At 57.4% G+C, this 6,832-nt stretch carries 5 protein-coding genes and 1 pseudogene; 3 read left to right on the top strand and 3 right to left on the bottom strand.

All coding sequences use genetic code 11. The features are described 5' to 3' along the window. Window positions 1-457, top strand: a 457-nt coding sequence (locus U5771_RS34410; protein WP_322028071.1) for a DUF2827 family protein, incomplete at its 5' end; no start/stop codon positions are given. A gap of 25 nt (window positions 458-482) precedes the next feature. Further along, on the top strand, window positions 483-950 hold the full coding sequence (locus U5771_RS34405; RefSeq protein WP_322028070.1) for a DUF4019 domain-containing protein: 468 nt from the start codon (window positions 483-485) through the stop codon (window positions 948-950). A gap of 1,138 nt (window positions 951-2,088) precedes the next feature. Here U5771_RS34405 and U5771_RS34400 read toward each other — a convergent pair. The 3 genes and pseudogenes from U5771_RS34400 to U5771_RS34390 form a co-directional block, all read right to left on the bottom strand. Next, on the bottom strand, window positions 2,089-3,387 hold the full coding sequence (locus U5771_RS34400) for an MFS transporter (protein WP_322028069.1): 1,299 nt from the start codon (window positions 3,385-3,387) through the stop codon (window positions 2,089-2,091). 36 nt (window positions 3,388-3,423) lie between these two features. Further along, window positions 3,424-3,936, bottom strand: coding sequence for a gluconokinase (locus U5771_RS34395; protein WP_322028068.1), 513 nt, complete (start codon window positions 3,934-3,936; stop codon window positions 3,424-3,426). Between the two features lie 495 nt (window positions 3,937-4,431). Then, window positions 4,432-5,006, bottom strand: a pseudogene (locus tag U5771_RS34390) (IS481 family transposase); the annotation flags it as partial. Between the two features lie 1,105 nt (window positions 5,007-6,111). Between U5771_RS34390 and U5771_RS34385 the strand changes: the two are divergent. After that, entirely contained in the window at window positions 6,112-6,819 is a 708-nt protein-coding gene (locus U5771_RS34385) for a GNAT family protein (RefSeq protein WP_322028067.1), read from the top strand. Window positions 6,820-6,832 lie beyond the last annotated feature (13 nt).

Below are 6,832 nucleotides of genomic sequence, written 5' to 3'. Positions count from 1 at the left end.
GCCCGATTTCGTCGAATTCGTGCGCGTGTGCAATACGCTGCACCTGAAGGAACATACGACCTTCGTCCATTTCGCGAAGAGTCTTGACATCGTGAACCACGGGATCACGATGTTCGAAAGCCGCTATGCGGTGTACGAGTTCATGGCCGCCTACGGCGACGCGGTGGTGTCGCACACGTGGGAAAACGCGCAGAACTACCTGTACTACGAACTGCTGTACGGCGACTACCCGCTGATCCACAACTCGCCGTTCCTCGGCAAGGCCGGGTATTTCTATCCGGACTTCGATTGCCAGGCCGGCGGCCGCGCGCTGCTGCAGGCGCTCGCCGAGCACGATGCGAACCTCGACGCGTACCGTGACCAATCGCAGCACGTGCTCGACTCGGTCAGCATCTACAACCCCGACAACGTCGCGGCCTACACGGACGCGATCGCCACCCTCTATCGCGACGCGTGACGCGCCGCCCTTTCCGGACTCCGACATGAATGCACGCCCGACCCTCACCCGCGCCAAATGCCTGATCGGCTGCGCCGCCGCTTCGATCGCGATCGGCGCGTACGCACAATCGGCCGGCGAATCGGCCGACGCGCTGCTCCGCGACTCGGATGCGGTGTTCAAGCTGCTCGACGCCGGCCAGTACGGCGCGGTGTGGGCCGACGCCGCCGCGTTCGTGAAGGTGCGCATCAAGCAGGATCAGTTCGCCGCGGACATGCAGCATGCACGCCAGTCGGTCGCCGCGGTCAACCATCGCGGCTGGGCGCAGATCACGCGCATCCAGTACAAAAACGGGTCGACGATGCCGGACGGGCTCTACGCGAACGTCGACTACGCGACGACGCTGCCGAGTGGCACGACCGTTTACGAGAAACTGAGCTTCCGCCTCGACGATGACGGCCGCTGGCACCTGACCGGCTATGTGCCACGTCAATCACAGAACTTAGCGCCGTAGACCGTAGGGCCAACTTCGACGCTGCGGCTTATTAAAGATTTGAAATTCTATTTTGATCGTAGAATGCGAATCGTTTTGAAATTGGTTATTGATTTAATGATGGATTTCAAGGATATTGATTTTGGATTGCTATGCATAGAGCGAATGAGAGTTTCCGCTATGACTTGCTTCTCATAGTGTTAGCAGTGGGTGAGGTGATGGCGATGGTTGCAGCCACGATCTATCCGTGTAGGGTACAACGGATGTTTTTTGTGACAGGTTTGCCCGATCTGGAGCTTTTGGGGTCGATGTTGCTATCGGCTACGGCTCTAGTGATCGGCGTAGTGTATTTGGCGTCCGGCGCGCAGGATGAGTATGCGTGTGAGATACCGCTTTTAGTGGCACTAATGACGCACCTCGCTATCTGCGTCTCAGGGATACTACTCATCCTCAGATTGAGTTGCTGAGTCCGTATGCCTATTCAAACGTCCAGCTCGTCGGCAGTGACGGTCTACGCGGACCAGCGTTTCCGTCCAACGGAGGTGCTTACGTCCCTACGCGAATTTGCTCCGGTCACGGAGCTGTTGGGTCCCGGGGGGCGCGCTGAACGGTCGATCCGTGCATTGCAAACTGATGCGGAACCGAATTGTGATGTGGGGTGCCGCGCGGCCGACGTATGCGCGTTACTGCGTTAACGTCACCAGCTCGCACGCCGGGTCACGGAGTGGCGGTGTTTTTTATGCGACTGGGCGGCTCGAGGCCAAAGCATTACGTGCGTGAGCCTGTCGAATCGCTGAACGATGCGCCGGGTTGCGAAGAAGCAGAGACGCTGCGCGCGGCCCGAAATTTACATTGTGTCGAAACGCAGGAGGTGCGTCAGGGTGGATATCGCATCATGCGCGGCGCATAACATGACAGAGAGGCAAGGGGAGCCAATGCAGACGTGTCCGGCGTCGATCGAATTGCGCGGACGGAATCAAGAGAATGTCGTCGCGAATGATACCGAACACCAGACCGAGCGCGATGCCGGTCAGCCGGCCGTAGATGGATGGGCGCACATTGTCGTCCAGCTCGAACGCCGAGCTGTGCTAAATGCCACCGCAGGTCAGAGAAGTGATGCGGCGAGAGATCGCGATTGAGGGATCTCGCCGCCAGTTAATCACAGAGCATCTGTTGTGGCGGGATACGCTCCGTTTGCAGTCGCGCGCTTTGGCAACCGAGAGGGAACTGAAAGAGTGATGATCACGGAAAGTAATAGTGCGGCCGCCATGAACATATACGACGCTGCCGGACTGCCAGTCGCGCCGTTCAGGTAGCCAACGATCCACGAGCCGATGAATGCGCCGAGCGCGCCGCTTGCATTGACGATCCCGATCGCGCCTCCGAACACGTTGCTCGGCAGCAACTCGGATACAAGCGCGAAGAAAGGTCCGTATGGTGCGTACATCGTCGCTCCTGCCACTGCCAAAAGCCAGAACGACACCCAGAAGTGTGAGCTGCCGATCAAATATGAAGCGATGAAAGCGATAGCGCCAATTGCGAGAAGGGGCCACACAAAGAGCTTTCGATTGTCCATCCTGTCAGAGAGCCACGACGTACTGACCATCAGTACGATCGCGCCCGCATACGGAACGGCCGCGAGCCAGCCGACCGAGACGATGTCGATTCTCGAGGCCATTTTTAGTATTGACGGCAGCCACATGATGAAGCCATACACGCCGACGCTCCACAACGCGTGAATCGCACAACACTTCAGGACGATCGCTGAGCTAAACGCGGCCTTGTAGTTTCGCACCGGTGGAATGTGCGCCTGTTCGGCCTCAATGCGCTCAAGCAGGCGATTCTTTTCAATGTCAGTCATCCAGCTGGCATCGGTTGGACGCTCTTTGACCGTCAGCCACCATACGACCGCCCATGCCAATGCAGGCAATCCCTCGATTACGAACATTTCGCGCCACCCGAAGGCGTGCACCAGGTAGCCGGATACCACCGACATCCAAAGGACAGTCACCGGATTGCCCAACACCAAAAACGTATTGGCTCGGGAGCGCTCGCTGCGCGTAAACCATCGGCTGATATAGAGCAGCATTGATGGCATCACCGCTGCCTCGACCGCGCCGAGAACGAAACGCAATGTCATCAACATCGGGATGTTGCTGACCATGCCCGTGGCTGCTGCACAAAGACCCCAGAGGATCAGGCTGAAGAAAATCAGCCTCTTGACACTGTTGCGTTGAGCATAGATTGCGCCGGGTACCTGAAATACGCAGTAGCCGAGAAAGAACAGCGAGCCGATCAGCGACGACGTGCCGTGGGTGATGCCGAGATCCTTGTCGATGCCACCTGCGGCAGCGAAGCCATAGTTGGCGCGATCCAGATAAGCGAGGCTGTAGGTGATAAAGATGACCGGCATCAGGTACCACCACCTTTGGGTGGCCAAGTGTTTTTCGCCTTCCATGGCGTCTCCTGTTTGTGTTTTGTAGTCTGATGCGAGTTAAATCGCGGTGTTGTGTGGGTGGGCAACGATGTCCCGCAACACGTAATTGACGATCTGATCGGGTGTGAGATCGATGTTGACAGCGATTGCTTCCTGCGGTCCTGGGTCTTCAAGCGTGCTGAGCTGGCTTTCCAGCAGAGATGAATCAAAGAAATGGCCACATCGAGCATTCAGGCGCGAGCGCAATACCTCAACCGAGCCCTTGAGATACACAAACCGTATATCCGGGTTGTCGCGGCGCAGCACTTCGCGATACGAGCGCTTTAGCGACGAGCAGGTGAATACGGCCGTGTTACCTGTGCGCTGCGCGTTTTCAATTTCCGTGCGGATTGACCTTAGCCACGGCCAGCGGTCCTCATCTGTGAGCGGCGTCCCTTGGTGCATCTTTGTCTTGTTGGTGGAGCTGTGGAATGCATCGCCGTCCGTGTAGTTGCATGAAAGACGCTTCGCGAGCATTTCGCCGATATGCGACTTTCCGGCGCCTGATACGCCCATTACGATCAAGATCATTGATTTGCGCCTCTTCCAGTGGTAAATCGTCGAAAACAGCCGATTACATCGGCCTTTTCTTCAACTACTAGTAGTTCACCGCACAGTCGAGGTGGGTGCAAATGGTGTTTTTTGATCTGGTTATCATGAAAATTGATTACGCTACTGGAGGTCTGGCAGATGTCCTCGCCGCCGATAGTGATCGAGTCGCGTTGTTTCATACGCGGTGCCCCCGACCAGTCCGTGTTGCGATAACTCACGGCGCTGGTCCTACCCGACCTTTGCGCCGTCGGTCGTGTCGGAAGGGATGGCAGCAACCCTAGCCTGCGAACTTACCGAAATATGCGAGGATCAAGACGATATCGAGGCGCTCCTTGGCGTTGCGCATCGCCGCCAGCGAACCGTTACGGGGCGTTTATCTGCCGAGCTCGCAAGCCTACGCAGAATACGAGGCGTGAGTAGGGGCCGGGCGCGGAAGCGTTTTGGGTTGAATCCTGCTGAGCTGGATGGAGCGCATTGGGCGCCGCGGTCTGTCAGCACACGCAGCAGTGGAATGCCGAAGCCGTCGAAGAACGGGACGACCCGATCGTTGAGTAGGTCAGCCGCCGGCAAGCGCGTCTTGCGATCGTAGAGCTTGGCAAACGCAACCTTCGAGTAGGTATCGACGAAAGTTTGCTGATAGACGCTGCCGCCGCCTTTGAGGCTGCCGACATGGAACGTATCCTGTGCGCCACAGTAGCCCGGACATTCGGACTTGAATTCTCCGTGCACTTCCTTCTCGTGTTTGGCGCGTTCGAGCACGACCAGTTGAGCCTCGGTCAACACCAACCCCCTCCTGGGCAAATTTGGCCTCCAAGGCCTTCAGGCGCTTCGGCATGGTCTTCAGATCGTGGCGCAACCAGATGATACGGCCACCTTGGGCTGAGACGGACGGGGCATTCCGTTTGAGCACTTCCTTGGCGACACGCACCTGACTGTAGGCTGGCAATTCGAGAGCCAGTTCGACAACGGGGGCCCCGATCTGCGGCTCCACGCGGTTCTTGAACAGTGGTTGGTGGTGGGATTTCCTGCAGCGCAGCTTCGGCGCCTTTGTGACAATTGTTCGGAATGCGCGTAAGCGATTCGAGATAACCTCTACCCTGTTGATGGGGCTCGGATCGTGTGCGGTCTGGCAACCTTGCGCAGTGTGGCGATGGGATCTCCGTTCGTGTTGGAGCCGCCAAAGGATTGTGAATACGAGTAACACCGGTCAAAACCTGTGGCCGGAGCGACTGCGAATCTCGTGTGATTGACAATACGGCCCGTATGACCCAATGCAGGTGAGCATGAGGGCATTCCGGACGCATGGGGCAAGCCGATCGAGTTCTGTGAGAATGTCTTGACGCAGTTGGGGCAGGCTGATTCCGTCCGCGCTCGACAAAACTGCGGCGACGCTTCCGGTGAAAAATAGATAGTAATGCTGTGGACTTAAAGGCTGTGATGGACGAGGATGGTACGGGCGAGGTATTCGCGTTGTTCCTGCCTTGGCTGACACTGATAGAGTGGGCGGCGCTTCTGGCTTGTGTCGTCTACGTTGACTCGGCGGTGGGTCGTATCGAAACTGGGGTTATGGGATTCACGCTGTTGTGCGCGGCGAGCGTTTCGGGTGGGGGTATCGGGGGGGGGCGTTGGTTACTTTATTGCGCACCGGCGAGAGTGCATCCGCGCTGACCGCGCTGCAATCCTTGGTGCTTTGGCACTGCACCCGCTTATCGGCATCCGGGCGTGGCCTTCCTCTTCCAAGATTGAGTGCCTCGCCGCTTACCGTACATGGTACTAAGGGGGCAGAGTGCGCTATCTTCATCCGGACGGCATTGCAGTCGGAGCGGTTGTATTGCCATCGCTCGTTGCCGTAATTTTCCAAGCGCGCGTTGTAAGCGGCCGTGAAGAAGGACATATAGACGTTGAAGTCGGCCGGCGTGCCGACGCCCGCAATGACTCATTGATCAGCCGATCCTGCGACGAGTCTGGTTGGTCGAATAGCCGGATATCGAATGGGACGACGCATTCTTTGTTTGATTCGGCCTTGGGCGGATGTCTCAACTTCTTGATGATCACGCCTGCCACGGTACAGTCGTCGGTTCTAAAACCGACGTCGAAGTCGATGCCGCTAGCTATCAGGTATCTAACTGATGATCCGAACCAAATGAGGAAAAAATGAGCGTAGAGATCAACGAATATGGGCAGCCCGTCGGCGCTTCTATGCCTGACTGGACGGATCGACCGCTTCCTGCGGATGTCACCTTGCAAGGCAGATTTTGCCGGCTGGAGCCTCTGGACGCGCAGCGCCACGCCAGGGATCTCTTTGCCGCCTATTCTTCGGCACCAGATGGCCGCGATTGGACTTATCTGCCCATCGGGCCCTTCCGTGACGAGAGCGAGCTTTTACGCTACGCAGAGAGCGCCGCACGAAGTACCGATCCGAAACACTATACCGTCATTGACACGGTTCTTAATCGCGCCGTTGGCGCACTTTCGTTGATGCGCGCCGATGTCAAGAGCGGCTCCGTCGAAGTCGGTTGGGTAATGTTTTCGCCGCTCATCAAGCAGCGACCTGCGTCGACCGAAGCGCAGTTTTTGCTGATGCAGTACGTTTTCGACGAGCTTCGCTATCGCCGCTACGAATGGAAATGTGACAGCCTCAATGATGCATCCCGCAAGGCGGCGCAACGTCTGGGTTTCAGCTTCGAGGGCATTTTCCGACAGGTAACGGTTTACAAGCAGCGATCCCGTGACACCGCTTGGTTTTCCATTGTCGACCGTGAGTGGCCTGGTCTCAAGCAGGCGTTCCAAGCCTGGCTCGCCCCGGAGAACTTTGATGACGAGGGGCGACAAATCAGTACGCTAACTGAAATCAGGAGCTAGCAGGCTGTTGAAA

The organism is Burkholderia sp. BCC1977 (assembly GCF_905339595.1).
In the GTDB taxonomy this organism is placed as follows: domain Bacteria; phylum Pseudomonadota; class Gammaproteobacteria; order Burkholderiales; family Burkholderiaceae; genus Burkholderia.
Note: the sequence above shows the minus strand (reverse complement) of the source record. Positions and strands in the feature narration are given on the sequence as shown.